Raw genomic sequence first — 16842 nt, 5'->3', positions numbered from 1 at the left:
ATGCTGGGTTAAAACGAGTACACGGCGCCGACAAAGTACTGTCTGCCAAAAAACTGCAAGGTACCGGTCTGGGCCTTCTGGCCAAAATAACTTTTGGTTGGCTCGTCGGTCAGGTTATTCACCTGGAACAGCAGCTTAAGGTTGTCGTTAAACTCGTAACCAAATTGCATATCAACCACTAATTCACTGTCGAAGTTGGTGATCTGCTCATCTATACCTACCTGGCTTGAGACAAAGGGCGAACGGTAGCGGGCATTAACCCGCGCTTCCACGCCGTCATGCTCCCAGAACAGGGTGCCGTTAAAGACATTTTTTGACAGCCCTTCGAAGGTGGTGGTTATTGCTTCACCACCCAGGGTGTTGATCAGCTCTACTTCACTTTCGGTGTAGGAGTAACTGCCACTTACCCCAAGGCCCGACCAGAAATCCGGCAGGAAGTCGAACACATGGGTGTACGCCAGCTCGAGGCCACGGATATAGCCGCCACGGTCATTGTTTACCGCAGTGGAAAAGGCGCCATTAAAAGTAGTTCGCGGAATATCATCTTCATCAATAATGACGTCCGGCACGGCAAAACCAGCGCCGGCAAAATCAAACTCCTGAATGGTAAAATCATTTATAAAATTCTGAATATCTTTATAAAACAATGCTGCTACCACAGCGCCGCTGCCAAAATAATACTCGTAGGATAAATCGTACTGGTTGGCTTCAAATGGCCGCAGGAACGGGCTGTTTGAGCTGGAGCCGCTAATTTCGCCATCATCGCTGATATTAATAGAAGTATTGGACGCCAAACGGTTAATCGGTGGCCGTGAAATCACTTTCGCCGCCGCAAACCGCAGCTGGGTAGTGTCGGTCAGGCTTAAATTTAAGTTAATGCTAGGCAAATAATGAGTATATTTCTCGCCCAGAATGCCAGGGGCATACTGGTTATTGACCAGGCCGGCATCGTCGGTGATATTCTGGGCTCCGCGCAATTCGTCGCCGCCAACATGGGTTAAATCGGTGGCTGACTGATCGGTGGTTACCCGGCGTACCCCAACATTACCACTTAACGGTAAATCGAAAATTTCGGTATCGAGGTTGGCCATCAGATAGGCAGCCAGTACATCTTCATATACTTCACCACTTTGCAGCACCGACCAGCTGGTATCGACATTTGAGGTTGGGTCGCGGTTAATCACCCCAACATTACCGGCGCCCCAGGTTTGGACCGGCTGGGGCACCCCTTCCGGAAACCAGGCCGCTAATGCCTTATCCAGATCAATTGCCAGATAACTTGGATATTTGGCAAAATCACCCTTGAAATCCACTACTTTTGCCATATCTGCGGTTAAACGCAGCGGCGGTTGTGAATTTAAAAAGGCGCCATCGCTGCCATATTCAAATACGGAACGATCATTGCTGTAAGTGCGCTCTGAGTATCGCACCCCCACTTCAAACGAACGGACAATGGGTAAATCCAGGTCATAGCTTAAATCCAGTTTTACTGCACTGACTTCATCACTGTTTACAAAGGGGTAAATGCCGTATTTACTGACCATAACCCGGTCGATATCGGAGAACGCATCGGCCTGGTTAAAGCCAATACTGGGCAGGTCCATGCCGTTCAGTAAGTAGGAAATAGATACATTTGTATCCAGCTGGGGAGCTGCTACCGTCGCGTCTTCCGCCACCAGCGCCCACAACAAGCCATTTCTGAAGTCGCTGTTGGCAGTAGAGTGCGACACGTCGAACACCAGATTAGTACGATCGTTGATATCCCAGTCCGCAGCAATACCAAAACTTTTTACTTCGTCATAGTCACGGTTATCATCATTAACAATTTCTACCCGGGTAAAACTTTCCCGGCCCGGGCTGTTAGAACGGCTAACATTCGCACCAATTACTGAACGGTTATTTAGAACCGGATTAGCATAATTGGCCTGGTCGCCGCCAAATTTAACCCGTAAACCGCGGGCAAAAGATTCTTTGTCAAACTGAGAAATAAAGGCATCTGCTTTTAAACTAAAGGCATCATGCGGTTGCCACTCAATAGAGCCCAGATAGCCATTACGGGTTTCTTCACCGCCCAGATGCTGAATTTCGAAACCTTCGCTGATAAACTCGTTCTGTTCATCGCCGGCCACATCTTTCTGACCATTGTAGGCCAGGCCGATAAACTGAGTGGCAACACTGGGCTGATACAGCCGGGCATAGCCCAGTGCTAACCCTAAGGTGTTGTCCAGAAACTTACCCTGATAAGAAAAACTGAAGCGATGGCCGAAATCCTGGCCATCCGGCACTTCGTCTGCCCGGTCGTTAAACATGCCGCGCAGGTTAACGTTAAAGCTATGGTCTTTTTCATTCAGCAGTACACTGGCCGTTTTCAGCTCAACCGTACCGGCTACGCCGCCTTCAATTAACGACGCCTTTGGAGATTTATATACCGCTGCCGAATTAATTAACTCCGACGGATACTGGTCAAATTCGATATTGCGTTTACCGCTGGTCGAAACCTGCTCGCGGCCGTTTAAGGTGGAAAACACAAAACCACCCGACATACCCCGGATGTTAATTTCTGCTGCCTGTCCACCGGTACGCACTGCGGAAATACCGGGCAAGCGGGTAAGGGCATCAGCGATTGACACATCGGGCAAGGCCCCCAGATCATCGGCTGAGATGGTTTCAGATACCACATCGCCAAAGCGTTTGGTATCGAGCGAGCGGAACAAGCTGCTGGCAAAGCCCCGTACCTGTATTACTTCAACCTGCTGCTCTTCTGCAGCGGTGTCTTCGGTCGGCGGTTGTTGCTGAGCCACCGCCAACGAACTTAGCCCTGCTGTACTCACAGCAAGGCTAAGCAGACTAAGCTTAAACTTATTCATACTTTCGTCCCCGTTTTGTTTTTATTTTTAGTTGCGCTTTCCATGCTATTAAGGCCATCCGACCGGGCACGAAATAATGCAGCCATCATTGTTGTAGCTTAGTTATTAACCTATTTGGGGCAGCTGGCAATATGAATACGTATTCACAAGCGCTAAAATGGCGCAACATTGATCTGGCAATAGCCAAACTGGTGCAAGTCAGTTCTGGCTTTTCATTTTGGTTAACTCAGGCTATGTTTCAAAGCAAATGTCACGTAGCATGCGGCATAAATCTAATGTAACGTCGCAATAGATGCCCGTAACCCCTGCTGCAATAAAGGATGCTGTTCGTTGAAAAAATCCGCTAAAAGTTCGGTTATGGTGTACCGGCTGGAACGTTTACTGGAGGTATTATATTCCAGTAGCGCCAGTTGTTTTTTCCAGCGCAGCAAAGCGTTTTTCACCAGCTATCGCCAGCAACAAACGGTACTGACACAAGCTGAACAACGCTGGCAGCAGCTGCAACAAGACAGCAGCGCCAGCCAGACTCAGCGCCAGCAGGCCCGCCAGCATTACAGTGAATTACAGTATCAGGACGAAAAAGCCCGCTTAATGCGCTGGGCCGATTTACAGCTGCTTGCCGAACAGTTATTGCAATTGTCAGAAGGTGATAGCAACGGCGAGACACTGGCTTTCAGCGCGCGTTTACTCGGCTGCCTGCAAATTATGGTGCCTACCGCCAAACGCCAGCGCGAACTGGTGCAATTTGCGTACAAACCTTTATATCGGGCAGTGCTCAGCCTGCGTCTGCTTGACCATTTACTGGCCCAGCAGCTGCTGGACGAACCCGCCCTGGTTAGCCATTATCAGCTACGCAACCTGCAGGCTCCCGATGACTGCCCGTACCGGCAAAATGTGCAGTTACCCATTGTCATGGCCGTATTACTGCAGGACATTGGTTTGTTGCATCCTGAGGCGCTGGGCATTGTTCAGGGCGAACTGGCTCAGTTCGATTCTGATCGGCCATTAAATATTACAGAGCGCCAAAAGCTGCTTAAAATTAGCAGCGAAGCAAGTCTGGCATTACTGCAACAGGGCTTTGGCATAGCACCTTATATTGGCAACAACCGGACAGAGCGCGACCATTATCTGCTGGCTCAGCAGCAACGCTTGCAGTGGTTACGTCAGCTGTTGCAGTTAAATCCGGGCGACAAAACGCTGTTTGGCAGTCTGTTAAAAGTGCCGCAGGTGTATGCATCTATTGTCTTACCGGGCCGACAGCGTTTTAATTACGCGCTATTGCCAAAAGCTGCATTGTTGATGCGCGAAGGGGTAAGGCGTAATGAATATAACGGTTTGCTGGTAGACCAGTTACTGAGGATAACCGGCTTATTTCCACAAGGGTATGGTGTGGTATTTACGCCACTGGGTGACGATCAGCAACCGCAGGACCGCTACGAATTCGCGATAGTGAACGGCTTATACCCACAAAAACCTGAACAACCCAATTGCCGGGTGGTCAGCCGCCAGCAGCAGTATCGCAATACCGGTATCAACATCAGCCTGCAAACTGACTACAATCTGTACTTTAAAACCGCACGGGAACGGCTGGAGGTGCTACCCGAACACCGTTTAAAAGCCCTGCTCAACGCCCTGTATCAGGATGGTGAAGAACGCTATCTACGTAAACTGCTGCCCCGCTGCTGGCAGCCGGAGCAGTTTTTTCACGAGCCGGCGCACCAGAATTTATGGCAAAACGCCATACTGAAGCAAAATTAGTTTTTGCTTCAGTTACTTGTCATCAACACTAGGTATAATGTGGGTCATCATCATCTTTATGATGTAATTTCAGAAAATACTTTTCACCGACGAAGACTGCTGTCAGCCCGATTAGCGATGCCCAGATCACCAGCATGTCTGACTGCACCTTAACCCAGAGAAAGGCAACCAGCACTATCACATCAAGTACCATCGCTATGATCAGGACCGTCGCGTTTGCTGCAACGTCCCGGCGTAAATGTCTGAACACGCCCCAATGAATACCAATGTCCATTATGATATAGAAAATAGCACCAAGAGATGCTATGCGGCTGAGATCAAAAAAAATGGTCAGCAAAATGGCAATCACAATCGTATAAATCAAGGTATGGATCTGAATATCGCCCGGCAATTTAAAATGACGATGCGGCACCAATTGCATTTTGGTTAGCATCGCCAACATCCGTGAAACGGCGAATACGCTGGCGATCACCCCCGAGACCGTGGCAATAATTGCAAAACCTACGGTAAACCAGAGCCCATATTGACCAAAAGCTGGACGTGACGCCTCTGCCAGAGAGTAATCTTTGGCATGAACAATTTCTGCTATAGTCAGGTTTGCTCCCACTGCAAGGGACACTAGCACGTACAGTAACGTACAAATAGCGATGGCAATAATGATGGCCCGTCCCACATTTTTATGGGGGTTGCTAATCTCGCCTCCGCTATTAGTAATAGTAGTAAAGCCCTTATAACCAAGGATCCCTAACGCTACTGCGCCGAGAAAACTGCCGGCCGTTGTTTGTTCAGGAACGGCGGAGATGCTCTCAAAGCTCAGACCTGACGCCCAAAGCCCCCCAACTGCCAACACCGCCAGACCAGCAATCTTTATAAAAGCCGCAATAAACGATACCGACTGAATAAATTTATTGCTCAGCACATTAATACAGAATGCGAATACGAGCAGTGCAACGCCCAGAGCAGGCACCAACCATGGCATATCTTTAGCGTCAAACAGTTGTAGGGTATAGGTGCCAAAGGTTCGTGCTACCAAGCTTTCGTTAATAATCATCGAGAAATACATTAGCAAAGCAAGCGCGCCTGTCATCAGAGAGCGGCCATATGCCTTTTTTAAAAACATGGCAATGCCGCCCGCCGAAGGATATGCATTAGCAAGTTTGATATAAGAATAGGCACTAAAACTGGCAACGACAGCAGCCAGAATAAAGGCTAACGGAAACCAGCTACCGGCCAAATCGGCTATCTGGCCGGTCAGCGCAAATATGCCTGCGCCAATCATTACGCCGGTGCCCATCGAGACAGCCCCGATCAGGCTTAGGCTGCCTTTTTTGCTGCCATTTCCCTGCTCCTTCGTCATATCCTTGCACTCTTAATCATTTGTGTCTCGATGATATGCAAAGAGAAAATAACAGCTGGCAGGCAATCGCATCGTCGTTACTCTCCTTCGAACGACGTAATATCCAAGGTAGTATCGCAAGTTAACAGTTTAGATATCGGGCAGTTTAATTTGGCTTCTACCGCTGCCTTTTCAAAATCGCTGCCGTGCATACCTGGCACTTTAGCATCCAACTTTATTTCAGATTTAGTAATGGTAAAACCATCGCCGTCTTTTACCAGGGTAATTTCAACCTTAGACTCCAGAGTACCTTTGCTAAATCCCTTATCAGCCAAACCGAACGCCAGTGCCATGGTAAAACACGACGCGTGCGCTGCAGCAATTTGCTCCTCCGGATTGGTACCGGTTTTATTATCAAACCGGGTATTAAATCCATAGGGTTGGTCTTTTAACGCCCCTGATTGGGTTGAAACATGCCCTTTGCCGTCTTTGCCTAAGCCTTCATATTTTGCCGTTGCCCAATTGATAATGGCCATTTATTGCTCCTTCATTGTTATCGTTTGCACGCGGATGAGAAGCTAAGTTACACAATATTGCCTCTGTAATTCAGCAGGCTCATCTGTATAACGTCTCATTACTTGTTATAACCATAGGCAAGAAGCAAACATTGTTCCAGCTCATCCAGAGCCGCTGTCCATGGCAGCTTTGTGGATAAGCCGTGTGCTGAATTTATAAAGTCTTCACGCTGTGATGTAAAAATTGCCGGAAAACACAATTTATTTAACAAGTATTCTATATTTAGCCACAAGAGTGTTCTATCTTTTTTGTACTGGCAATTCTTAACATTGAAACGGACCCTCAAATGAAAAAATTACTATGGCTTGGTGCAGTACTGCTGTTAAGCACCATAACGGCTGATGCGCAAGCTAAACCTGCTGCGGCTGAATGGGAAATAATCCCGGTAGACACCCAAATGGAAATTACAGATGACCAGGGCACCATCAAAACCATTAATCCCAGCTGTGCTTTTGACACCGTGCTAAACCCAATCAACGGCGAACCCCTGGACAACGCGTTTCACTTTTACTTTAAACAAGGAAAAAGTAAAAATTTGTTAGTTTATTTTAATGGCGGAGGTGCATGCTGGAATGATGCAACCTGTGTGGCGTCACTGGCCCTGGCTGGTGTGCCCGCAGCACGCCCGGCTTATAACCCTTCGATATTAACCGATAATTCGCCGCTAAATGCCGGTGGAATATTTAACGATAGCGAGAAAGATAATCCGTTTAAAGACTGGAGTAAGGTATTTATTCCTTATTGCACCGGCGACATTCATGTCGGGTCGAGTGATGTTGTCTATCTCGATGTAGACGGCTCGATCACCGGTTATCCCGGCGCGCCGGTAACCGTTAAACACCGCGGTTCTGACAATTTTATGGCCGTTACAGCATGGTTAAAACAGCATTTTGATAAAAAAAAGCAGAAAAAGGTGAAAAAGCTATTAGTTACAGGCTCAAGCGCCGGTGGTTATGGCGCGACCTTACATTTTCCGCATTTGCAGGCCGCTTTTCCCAAAGCAGATAGCGCCTTATTTGCCGATGCGTCTTCAGCCGTTGTTACCCAGGGCTTTATCGATAGCGTGTTTGATTTTAATAAAGTGTGGAATGTTGAAGCAAACCTGCCATTGCTGTTTAGCGAAGGATTAACGACCTATTCTGCGCTGGGGTTTAACAATGAAATTTTCAGTCGATTAAGTGAAGCCTATCCAAACAGTCGATTCGCGCAATACACTACCCAACTCGATTGGGTGCAAGTACAGTTTTTAAAAATTATGGACCAAAACGATTTGGGTAACAGCAATCCGTTCACATGGGGAATAAACGAATATGACTATATGTATTTCGCCGAGTGGAATGCCAGAATGGAAGCCTCGTTAACCTTTTTGGCTGAGACAACAAACAACTATCAGCACTATATCGGTAGCGGCAATATCCACACTATTCTGACAGATGATTTTGCCACCCCAGAGGTACCACATCCGTTTTACCAGGAGCAAAGCGCCGCCAATGTGAAATTTACCAAATGGTTAGCGCGTTTTACAAAAAACGGTAAATTTAAACCACACAGCGTAAAGTATTCAGACTAAGTTGGAAAAGGCCAGCCATGCGCGGTTTCATTCCGCGCACGGTTGTTTTATTCGTTCGTTAACTGCGGCTAATCATGGTTTGAATAAAGGTATCATGATCAGGTAGTTTACCGAGCGGTTCTTGCTTAATCGCCTGAATATTGGCCAGCATATCGCGCAGCTTTTCGGCACTGAAATTATTGGCGATCGGATGATAATCTTTTGGCTCTATACCCTGGCCCAACATTACCTGCAGCCAGGAGCTTTCCAGGAATAAATCATTTTGATCCCTGAACAACTGACCATTGTCGGCAAAAATAGCCATTTTCTGGTGCAAACTGTCTGGTATCGCAAGTTGTTGCATATCACGCCAGAACTGGCTGTCATTGCGCTGATTAACGTGATAATGCAAAATCAGAAAGTCGCGAATTTGGGTATATTCCAGCTCGGATTGCCTGTTGTATTCGTTAATAGCACTCTGGCAAATGCCATTGTGCGGAAACAGCTGGATCAACCGCACCACGGCTGACTGGATCAAATGAATACTGGTCGATTCCAGTGGTTCTAGAAAACCGCTACTTAACCCCACCGCTATCACATTTCGCTGCCATTGCTGGCGACGACGGCCGGTTTTAAAACGCAGAAACTTCGGTTCGGCCAACGCTTTACGCTCTAAATTGGCCAGCAGTAAGTCACTGGCCTGCTCATCGCTATAATGGGCGCTGCTGTACACCAGGCCATTGCCGTTTCGATGCTGTAGCGGAATCCGCCACTGCCAGCCGGCACTGTGAGCAATTGCGCGGGTATAAGGTATGGTTTTTTCAAAGCGCTCTGATGGCACGGCTACCGCGCGATCGCAGGGTAAAAAGTGGCTCCAGTCATCATAGCCGGCATTCAGCTTGTCCTGAATAAGCAAACCGCGAAACCCCGAACAATCAATAAACAAATCGCCGCTAAGCTCGCGGCCATCGTCCAGCACCAGGCATTTTATATCGCCACTGGGGTGCTGAAATACCTGCTGTACTTTACCTTCATGACGCACCACCCCCATTTGCTCGCTAAGCTTTCTTAAGTAGCGAGCATAAAGACCGGCATCAAAGTGATAGGCATATGGCAGTTCTAAGATGCTGTCTTTGGCATTGATTGGCGCAAACTTACCCGCCATCGCGCACAGATAGTTTAAATCGTATTGCCATAAATCGGTTTTATCGCCTTGCTGACGGGCGCGCAGCCATAAATGATGAAAATGACAAAACGCCAGGCTTTTACCCGGCGCGCCAAAGGTATGGAAGTAGCCTTCACCCGGCACCCGCCAGTTATCAAATTTTATCGCCAGTTTAATGGTGGCTTTGGTTTCGCGTAAAAACTCGGCTTCGTTTATGCCCATCACATTATTAAACAACCGGATGGGTGGTATGGTGGCTTCTCCGACACCAACGGTGCCGATGTCTTCCGACTCCACCAATTCAATATCGACCGCAGTGGCCAGCACCTTTTTCAGCAACGCTGCAGCCATCCAGCCGGCAGTGCCGCCGCCTAAGACCACTACTTTTTTTACTGCACTTTTTACCACATCGTTTACTGCATTAATCATATTTCAGTACTCGAAAAAAAACCCGACCCTTAAACCAGGCCGGGCTTTTACCAGGGAGAACTTGCTCTGCCTGTAGCCGGCCTGTTATTAGTGTAACAGGCTCAGCCTAGCAGAATTATCAGAACTTACTTATCTGAGCTTAAGCATCAGAACTTAAGCATCAGAACTTGTAGTTCAGACCTAACATATAGTTAGTACCAAAGCTCTGGTACTCAGTAACCTGACGAACGTCAGCACCGTTGGTTTTTAAGGTTGGTTCATCAGTGATGTTCTGCACCTGGAACGTAACCCGCAGGCCGTCCAGCGCATCGATATTTGATTCACTGAAGTCGTAACCAATCTGGGCATCCCACAGCTCAGCACCGCGATCTTCTACGGTCGCCAGTGACAAACTCAGGCCACGGGTTTCACTTAAGAACTCGTCGCGCTTGGTGCCGGAAATCCGGAACTCAAAGCCTTTATACTCATAGTAAGCAGTTAAGGTATAGATTTCCTCTGACAAACCAGGTACCCGGCCACCGTCATCCAGTTTACCATCCATAAAGGTGGCGCTGGCGACAATACCAAACCCATCTAAGGCTTGATGGACAATTTCAAACGGTACACTGGCCTGGAATTCGTAACCACGAACAAAGCCCTGTAAACCATCGGTTACCTGCGATAAGCCGCCCACAAACAGCACTGGTGGTTGGTTGCCAGTCGCATCCGATGATTGGTGGAAGCCCGGAATATACACATCAGAAAAATCAGCAATTACGGTTTCATTGCGGTGCCAGTTTTTCAGATCTTTAAAGAAGAAGCTGGCAGCAAAGAAGCCATTATCGTGATAGTAATTCTCGTAAGCTAAATCAAACTGGTTTGCTTCCAGCGGTTTCAGCTTAGTGTTACCGGCATTACCACCCCATGGGCTGTTAGCAGGGTCATCACTTAAAATATTGCCATCATTGAACTGGAAGGTAACCTGCGCGTTAGGCCGTAAGTTATCCATCCGTGGCCGGCTGATAACTTTTGATACGGCAGTGCGGACGTACTGACGGTCTGCCACTTCGACACTAAGGTTTAACGATGGCAGAATATCGGTGTAATCATCGCTGTCACTAACCGGTGTGGCTACGGTAAAGCCCTGAGCATTACTGGTGGTACTGAAACCCTGGCCACTTTGCTTGGCATTAACCACCTGCACACCAAAATTACCCTGGACCATCATACCGGCTACTTCAGTGTTCATGTCAAACTTGGCAAATAAGGTGGTTAGCTCTTCACTAATCGCATAGGTATCACCAAAACGACCGTTCTCAAGTAAGGCCGCGTCGGTTTCAATGTAGTAACCGCTATTATATAAGCCTAAGCTGTCATAAGCCGTTACACCTTCAATACCGATAAAGCTTAAATCGGCCACACCCAATGGGTTAGGAATAGCCACATCGTCCGGCCAGCTCGGCGCCGTTAAAAAGGCACCATTGTTAATTTTGCTTTTGGTACGTTCCTGATACGCCACACCGGTTTCAACGCCGGTAATAATGCCCCAGTTTACAAAGCCATTAAATTGCAGCCGGATGCTGTCTAAATTTTCTTCAAACACTGGTTGGTTAACAAAACCGTCCTGCGCGGTATCAGGGCCGAAACCCGGGACACCCTGAAAGCGTGAAATTGGATTTAATGCACCACCCCAGGCTTGCGGCCCGGCTAAACGCATTAAGCTGGCATCGGTATAATCTACTGATGGCAGGGTTGGATGGTCACTGTACACGACGCCAGTGGACGTTAAATTCCACGAGCGGGCGGCTAGCGGGCGACCTGGCGTACCGGCACGACCCACACCAGAATAACTTTCTACGTCAGTAATGGTTTTTTCAACTTTACCGCTGGACATATCCAGCTGGGCAGTCCAGTCGTCGCTTAATTCATATTCCAGATTTAAGCCGAAGGTCATTAAGTCGGCTTCCTGGCTGCGCGCATCGTTACGCACTACCGAGTAAAAACCATCATAATAACCAGAGGTTACCAGGCCGTTTTCAACGCCGGTAATGGTGTAGTCACCAGTACCCCACTCAGCACCACCTTCTTCCAGACCACGACGGACGTCGTTTTCGGTAAAGTCGATATATAAAGCATCGAACTTTAAGGTCAGTTTGTCAGTCGGCGTATATTCAATGATGGCAGCGAACGAGTCGCGCTCCAGCATCGCTGAACGGGTAAATGAGTCGTGGCCACCTGAAACCACTGTGCCTTCCGGCACGGTTACGGTATCGGTAGCGCGGCGCGGATTAACAAAGCTGCCATCCGGGTTGCGGGCAAGGTTTACGTTTGCGAAACCCCATCCACGAAATTGTTCTTCCTGGCGCGGCGTTTCCATTGAGGATACGACCAGTGCAACGCCAACGGTATCGTCTAAAAACTTTTCAACAAAGTTTACTGAGAAGCGATGGCCGCTATTATCAAAATCAGGGTTACCTGATGATTTGCCGTTTTGTTCAAAGTTGGCATTAAACGTCAGGGTAGATTCAGCAGTTAATGGCCGCACTGTTTGCAAATCGATGGTACCGCCGATGCCCTGAGCCATGACGGTGGCATCCGGCGTTTTATAAACTACTGCGGTAGAGACAATTTCTGATGGGTATAAGTCGTATTCTACGCCACGGTTATCGCCCATGCCTAACAGTTCACGACCGTTTAACGAAGTGCCTACGTAGTTTTCATTAAAGCCACGTACCGACAAACCGCTGGTGCGGCCGTTACGACGCTCACCGGCCAGGCCTGGTAAGCGGGCCAGCGACTCAGCAATACTGGTGTCGGGTAGCTTACCGATGTCTTCTGCTGATAATACTTCTACCACTGAGCTTTCGCTCATTTTAATGGCTTGCGCTTTTTGCAGACTACCGCGATAACCGGTTACTGCAATAACTTCTATGCCATCTTCTTTTGCCTGTTCGCTGGCGTCAGTCGTTTGCTGAGCCACTGCGGCAGTGCTGGCGCCGGCTGCAATCAGCGCGACAGTCAGCATATTTAATTTAAAATTTTTCATTACCCTTATCCCCGGTGAGGTTGTTATTGTTCAGCAGTAAAGCATTCCAGACTTATCGCAAGCAGTGAAAACTTACTAACCAACTTTTACTATGGTCATTTATTAAACTTATTCGGGCCTAAGCTCAACATGAATACGTATTCATAAGCGACTTATTGCACAATGACAGGGCAAAGCGGTTACCGCGCGCACAAATTGGGTGCAGGCCTTGTACATAAAGCCACCAGCTAAACCGTGACTGGCTGACTTTGTTGCTGGCCACGTCAACAAACGTGCTTTCTGACACGCTTTTCCAGGCGTGCATTTCTGGCTATTTTCGCTGCATACGTATGCAGCATGTTTAACTATGGTCCAACGTTGATTTATGCTTGCACCAATTAATGGCAGCTACGAGCAAAGCCGGGTATTTTGCTTTGCTGCCAATCTGGAGCATTGCACAATGACTATCGTACACCATGGCTTGATGCGTTACCGTCTGTCAGATGAGGTTAGCAGTGGCCAGCGCCATTGTCAGTTATCGCTGTTAAAACAGCATATTTGCCGGCAGTTGCCACAGGTTCCGAGGTTAAACAACTGTGCCGGGGCACTGAATATCAGCAGCCGGTCATTGCAACGTTTTCTGCAGCGCCACCATACCTGCTTTCGTCAGCTGGTAAACGAATGCCGACACCAGTTGGCTAAGCAATACCTGCAGCAAAATATGCTAAATATTCAACAAATTGCTACCCAGCTCGGTTTTGAAGAACAAAGTAGTTTTCAAAAAGCATTTAAAAGCTGGCAAGGTTGCTCACCTGGTGTATATCGCCAGCGAAGCAGCACCACAATAAGCCGTTCTTATCCGGGGAATACCCTGGCCAGCCGACAGGTGATGTATGGAACCAATTAAGCAACTCGCAACGCTTGCGGGCCTGCAAGACCGTTATATTCATGCTCAGGGCCACACGCAACATATTGCGTTGGCCGATCAACAGGCCATTCTGACGGCTATGGGTTACGATTTAACAACTACCGAGGCGATAGCACGTCAGATCAGTGAGTTACAACAAAAGCCCTGGGCTGAGGTGGTGGCACCGGTACAGGTGATCGCGGCGCAGCAATCATTCAGCGTGCGGGTCCAGCAGCCCGCTGCCAGCGCCTGCAGCCACTGGCAGTGGCGGTTAGTTACCGAGCAGCAGCAAGAATTTTCGGGCCAGCTGCAGGTTGCCACCAGCGATATCATTGCTCGCCAACAACTGAATGAAACCACGTATCTGGCGTTTAATCTGCTGATTAATGTCGAGTTGCAACCGGGTTATCATCAGTTGACGCTAGTAACAGATGCCGCCTCCACTGCCACCCAACAACAGTATCAGCAACAACTTATTGTCAGTCCCAGTCGCTGTTTTCAGTTGCAAGACCAGGCGGTGTTACATAAAACCATGGGCCCGGCTATTCAGCTGTATGCGCTGCGGTCCAGCCGCAACTGGGGTATAGGTGATTTTGTTGATTTAAAAAACCTGGTGGCGCCATTAGCTGCCCTGGGCAACGACTTTATTGGTTTAAACCCGTTACACGCGTTGTACCCGGGCTTGCCTCAGGACTGCAGTCCTTACAGCCCCAACAGCCGCTTGTGGCTAAATACCTTGTATGTTGCGCTGGAACACAGCCCGGAATTTGCCGAAAGCGTCCAGGCGCAGCAGTTATTACAAAGTCAGCAATTTCAGAGCCGGTTACAGCGCTGTCGGGCTGCTGCCGATGTTGATTACCACGCGGTAAGCGCTCTGAAAGCAGAAATGGCCAGCTTGCTGTATCAGCATTTTAAACAGCATCATCTGAGCAGCAATAGCGAGCGGGCTCAACAGTTTCATCAATTTATTGAACAAAGTGATGCCAGCCTGGTTAATCTGGCGCGTTATCAGGTATTACAGGCCGAGCTGTTTCGCCGCAATATGCAGATGGCCTGCTGGCAAAACTTCCCGCCAGAATACCAAAATCCGCACAGCGACGCCGTGCAGCAATTTGCCACAGAACATCGCGATGCCATTGAGCAACAACTTTATTTGCAGTGGTTGGCCCAGCAACAACTGGCTGAAGTAAAAAAAGAATGTCAGCAACAAGGTATGGCCATTGGCCTGTATTGTGATGTTGCCGTAGGTGCGAACAGTAACAGTGCCGAGAGTTGGGGTGCACCGGAAGACTTTCTGATGCAACTGAGCGTAGGGGCACCGCCAGACATTATGGCACCTAAAGGCCAGAACTGGGGCTTGCTGGCGTATAATCCGGCGACATTACGCCAGAAAGCGTATCAACCTTTTATTCAGCTAATCCGCGCCAATATGCGTTATGCCGGCGCGCTGCGTCTCGACCACGTAATGGCGTTGTTGCGACTGTGGTGCTGCCCTCCTGGCGCAGACGCCACAGCCGGCGGCTATATAAGCATGCCCGCGCATGAGCTGTTTGCCATTTTGGCGCTGGAAAGCCAGCGTAATCATTGTGTGGTAATTGGCGAAGATTTAGGCACAGTGCCGGTTGAAATCAGCGCGTTAATGGCAAGCTATCAGGTTATGTCTTACCGGGTATTTATGCTGGAACAAAAAGCCGGCAGTTACCAGCATCGGGATCAAACATACCCGGCACTGGCACTGGCTACCGTTACCACTCACGATATGCCAACGCTGGTAGGCTACTGGCATGAACATGATTTGGCACTGCGCCATAAGCTGGATTTATTTCCCAGCGCAGATATTGCGGCTAATCTGGAGCAATTGCGTAAAGATGAAAAGCAGTTGCTCTGTCAGCAGCTGCAGCTGGAGCACGGCAATGTGCAGCAACTGGTGAGCAACAGTCATCTTTATCTGGCCGCCACCCCGGCCCGCTTAATGGCGTATCAGCTGGAAGATCTTATGCTGGTTGCCACCCCGGTTAATATTCCCGGCACCAGCAATGAATACCCTAACTGGCGGCGTAAACTGCCCCTTGAATTTGAGCAGGCGTTAGCCCAACACGAGGTGCGCCAACTGATAACGGCGATGGCAGAGCAGCGTCAGTCAACGTAAGGTTTAATAACAGCTCAATAAAATGAACAAGACCAGCAATCTACCCTCTGCTGGTCTTATTTTTAAATAGCACCCCGTTTAATTCGACGCCAACTATTCGGTAGTTATTGGCTGCTGCTAATTTACGTTGCAAAAAGCATGGGATGCGTAACGCTTATCCGGCACTATTTAAAGAACTTAATACTAAGCGGGTATTCCCAGGCTTCATTCTGGTTGGCTTTAACTGCACCAATAATGATGAAAATGATATTAATAATAATCAGCGCGAACAGCAGGAAAAAACCGACAATGACAAACATCAGAAAAATACTGACGACTAAATAAATTAACAGGCTCAGGATCCAATTGACAATATTCTTACCGTGCGCATCCACTTCAGCAAACTGATCTTTATTAGTCACCCACATTACAATTGGCAAAATAATGCCCGCACCCGGAATAATGAACCCGGCAAACTGCGCTAAATGCATCAGTAAACAAAACGCTTTTAAATCTACGCCCCAGGGCCGGTTAACTTGTTGATTTTCCATACTTGTGATTTCCAGTTATTTTTATATTTTAACCAGCTAGCGCTGGCCGATGGTCAGGCTTTGCTCCGCTGACTACTGCGGATTAGCAAAAATACCCTCTACTCCCTTCCTCTTTAGCCGTTCAATACTATTCAATAAATATCGCAATGCCATTTGCTGTCTGATAGTACTTAGTTACATTTCGAACATATTGCTGGGTGCCATTGCTCATCGGTACCTGGTCTGTTTCCACATCTTCTTTGAGCATGGTTAAAATAATACCATTAGCGCCAAGTGCGGCCGCCTCGGCTTTCAACGCCATTAATACGTCTGCTTTTTTATCAGTATTAGAAGGGATTGTTGAGGCGCCGCTGGTCGCCGTGACGGTAGCAATTTCTGTAAACTGTGCTGGCGGCTCGTTATATACCAGCACTTCTGCAGGGGTAATTGCGGGCCGGGCCTGGCCGGTTAATTGATGTGCAGAATTTGACGGGCTTGATGTACAACTGGTTAATAACACGCTGAGTAATATAAATGCCGATAATTTATACATAACTGATGTCTCCGGTAGTAGTGTTTAGTTGTTGCAGTTA

General features: G+C 48.3%; 11 protein-coding genes. 4 read left to right on the top strand and 7 right to left on the bottom strand.

The annotated features are described in order from the left end of the window. Positions 1-8: 8 nt before the first annotated feature. On the bottom strand, positions 9-2867 hold the full coding sequence (locus tag B2Q61_RS12760; RefSeq protein WP_290620382.1) for a TonB-dependent receptor: 2859 nt from the start codon (positions 2865-2867) through the stop codon (positions 9-11). 330 nt (positions 2868-3197) lie between these two features. Here B2Q61_RS12760 and B2Q61_RS12755 point away from each other — a divergent pair, with 330 nt between their 5' ends. Next, complete coding sequence (locus B2Q61_RS12755; protein WP_290620384.1) at positions 3198-4625, top strand: hypothetical protein; 1428 nt, start codon at positions 3198-3200, stop codon at positions 4623-4625. A 28-nt stretch (positions 4626-4653) separates the two neighbouring features. Here B2Q61_RS12755 and B2Q61_RS12750 read toward each other — a convergent pair whose 3' ends face one another. Together B2Q61_RS12750 and B2Q61_RS12745 are read right to left on the bottom strand one after the other, a co-directional pair. After that, positions 4654-5982 carry an APC family permease gene (locus tag B2Q61_RS12750; protein WP_290620386.1) on the bottom strand — a complete coding sequence of 443 codons (1329 nt, stop codon included), beginning with the start codon at positions 5980-5982 and terminating at the stop codon, positions 4654-4656. A 77-nt stretch (positions 5983-6059) separates the two neighbouring features. Next, positions 6060-6497, bottom strand: a complete 438-nt coding sequence (locus B2Q61_RS12745) for an OsmC family protein (protein WP_290620388.1) — start codon at positions 6495-6497, stop codon at positions 6060-6062. 326 nt (positions 6498-6823) lie between these two features. On the opposite strand from B2Q61_RS12745, the gene B2Q61_RS12740 reads away from it, so the two are divergent. After that, a complete protein-coding gene (locus tag B2Q61_RS12740; RefSeq protein ID WP_290620390.1) occupies positions 6824-8107 on the top strand; it encodes a pectin acetylesterase-family hydrolase in 1284 nt (427 codons plus the stop codon). Between the two features lie 58 nt (positions 8108-8165). On the opposite strand, the gene B2Q61_RS12735 is transcribed toward B2Q61_RS12740, so the two are convergent. Together B2Q61_RS12735 and B2Q61_RS12730 are read right to left on the bottom strand one after the other, a co-directional pair. Continuing rightward, the gene (locus B2Q61_RS12735; protein ID WP_290620392.1) at positions 8166-9680 is read right to left on the bottom strand and encodes a tryptophan halogenase family protein; all 1515 of its coding nucleotides are present in this window, start codon (positions 9678-9680) and stop codon (positions 8166-8168) included. A gap of 160 nt (positions 9681-9840) precedes the next feature. Then, the gene (locus B2Q61_RS12730; protein ID WP_290620394.1) at positions 9841-12705 is read right to left on the bottom strand and encodes a TonB-dependent receptor; all 2865 of its coding nucleotides are present in this window, start codon (positions 12703-12705) and stop codon (positions 9841-9843) included. Positions 12706-13069: 364 nt separating this feature from the next. Here B2Q61_RS12730 and B2Q61_RS12725 point away from each other — a divergent pair, with 364 nt between their 5' ends. Continuing rightward, on the top strand, positions 13070-13591 hold the full coding sequence (locus tag B2Q61_RS12725; protein WP_290620396.1) for a helix-turn-helix transcriptional regulator: 522 nt from the start codon (positions 13070-13072) through the stop codon (positions 13589-13591). Continuing rightward, positions 13578-15740, top strand: a complete 2163-nt coding sequence (gene malQ / locus B2Q61_RS12720) for a 4-alpha-glucanotransferase (protein WP_290620398.1) — start codon at positions 13578-13580, stop codon at positions 15738-15740. The genes B2Q61_RS12725 and malQ overlap by 14 nt, the downstream gene beginning before the upstream one ends. A 164-nt stretch (positions 15741-15904) precedes the next feature. Here malQ and B2Q61_RS12715 read toward each other — a convergent pair whose 3' ends face one another. Together B2Q61_RS12715 and B2Q61_RS12710 are read right to left on the bottom strand one after the other, a co-directional pair. After that, a complete protein-coding gene (locus tag B2Q61_RS12715) occupies positions 15905-16270 on the bottom strand; it encodes a DUF4870 domain-containing protein (RefSeq protein ID WP_290620400.1) in 366 nt (121 codons plus the stop codon). 127 nt (positions 16271-16397) lie between these two features. Beyond that, positions 16398-16802: a hypothetical protein gene (locus B2Q61_RS12710; RefSeq protein ID WP_290620402.1), complete on the bottom strand. Its 405-nt coding sequence runs from the start codon at positions 16800-16802 to the stop codon at positions 16398-16400. Positions 16803-16842: the final 40 nt, after the last annotated feature.

The organism is Arsukibacterium sp. UBA5043 (assembly GCA_002415085.1).
Classification (GTDB): Bacteria; Pseudomonadota; Gammaproteobacteria; order Enterobacterales; family Alteromonadaceae; genus Alishewanella.
This window is presented reverse-complemented; position numbering and strand designations above follow the sequence as displayed.